General features: G+C 77.5%; 2 protein-coding genes. Both read right to left on the bottom strand.

What is annotated here, in order from left to right:
• Window positions 1–69 precede the first annotated feature (69 nt).
• Complete coding sequence (locus tag ACWEVO_RS36270) at window positions 70–927, bottom strand: DUF692 domain-containing protein (protein ID WP_452311905.1); 858 nt, start codon at window positions 925–927, stop codon at window positions 70–72.
• A partial coding sequence (locus ACWEVO_RS36275) for a TIGR04222 domain-containing membrane protein (protein ID WP_452311906.1) occupies window positions 924–1,609 on the bottom strand: 686 nt, incomplete at its 5' end. The genes ACWEVO_RS36275 and ACWEVO_RS36270, both read right to left, overlap by 4 nt.

Raw genomic sequence — 1,609 nt, forward strand, 5'->3', positions numbered from 1 at the left:
TGGCGACGAGCCCCGCCTGCCGTGCGGCCAGCGTGCCGGCGGTGGGCGACGGCGGGCCGACCGGCCCGGTCACGTGACCACCGGGTGGCCGGACGCGGCGGCCAGGGCGTCCAGCTCCGCGCGCAGCTCGGCGGCCGCCGGGTAGTGGCCGTCGCGTTCCAGCAGCAACGCCGGCGGGCGGCTCCGGGCGCACAGCTCGCGGACCAGGTCGAGCACCTCGGCGGGGACCGGGTCGGTGTGCGTGTCGTGGTAGAAGCCGCCCTGCTCGGCGCCGCCGGCCACGTGTACGTAGGCGACCCGGTCCAGCGGCAGGCGGTCCAGCAGGGCGAGCGGGTCGCCGCCGCGGTTGCGGGCGTTGGCGTGCACGTTGGCGATGTCGAGCAGCAGCAGCGCCCCGGTGGCGTCGAGGATCTCGGTGAGGAAGTCGGCCTCGTCGAGTTCGTCGTCCGGCCAGTCGAAGAGCGCGGCGATCGGCTCCAGCGCCAGCGGCACTGGCAGCTCCACCTGGGTCCGCCGGACGTTCGCCACCACCGCGGCGACCGCCTCCCGGCTGCGGGGCAGCGGCAGCAGGTGACCGGCCTCCACGCCGCCCGCCCGGACGAACGCGATGTGCTCGCTGACCAGCGGCGCCTCCGTCGCCGCGGCCACGCCGGCCAGGTGTGCCACCCGGGCCGGGTCGACCGGTTCCGCGCCGCCGAGGGAGAGCTTCACCCCGTGGGGTACGACGGTGACGCCGCGCCCGCGCAGCTCGGCGAGCCCGTCGGGGAGCGGGCCGTCGGGGCCCACGGTTTCCGCCACCACCTCGACGAAGCGCAGCCCGGGCAGGGCCGCCACGAAGCCGGCGATCTCGGGCCGCCAGCCGATCCCGACGCCGGCCGGGCCGCCGTCCACGCCGGCCGGGACCGGTCGGCTCGCCGCGCCGGTCATCCGCCGCACCCGCCGCCCCCGCAGCCGCCGCCCCCGCACGAGCTGCCGCCGCCGCAGGAGCTGCCCCCGCCGCAGGAGCTGCCGCCGCCGCACGAGCCGTTCGAGGAGCCGCCGCTCGCGCTGATCGCCTGATGTTGGATCTCGGCCTGCTCGGCGAAGCCTGGGTCCATGGCCCAGATGGTGGCGGTACCGAACAGCGCCACCCCCATCGCCGCGTCGGACGGGCCGTACGTGGCGTACGCCGGGGCGGCGGAGGGGCGCAGCCAGGTGTGCTGGCGGCGCAGCTCACGCAGCGCCCGGTCGGCGGCGCGGGTGCGCCACGGGACCCGGTTGAGCAGCAGGAACGCGATGACGAGCGGAACCAGGCTGAGCAGCAGGAAGCCGGCGGGCCGGCCGTGGGACAGGCCGACGAAGGCCCGGATGACGCCGAGCGCCAGCAGCGCGCCGATCAGCATCGGGCCGCGCCGCAGGGCCGCCCGCTGGGCCTTGCTCAGCGCGAGCCCGCGCTGTTCGAGCCCGTCGCGGAGCTGGTCGACGGCGCGGACGACCCACTCGTCGCGGCGCAGCTCCCGGGAGTGCACGCCCCGGCCGGCCGCGAGGTGGATGGCCTGGTCCAACGGGGTGACGCCGGCCGGCAGCTCGGGCCGCAACAGGTCGCGTACCTCAACGGGGGCGACCAGCT

The organism is Micromonospora sp. NPDC003776, from assembly GCF_053605645.1.

Excerpts from the sequence above, each read along its gene's own strand:
- ACWEVO_RS36270 (WP_452311905.1), bottom strand. The coding sequence starts at position 927 with ATGACCGGCGCGGCGAGCCGACCGGTCCCGGCCGGCGTGGACGGCGGC.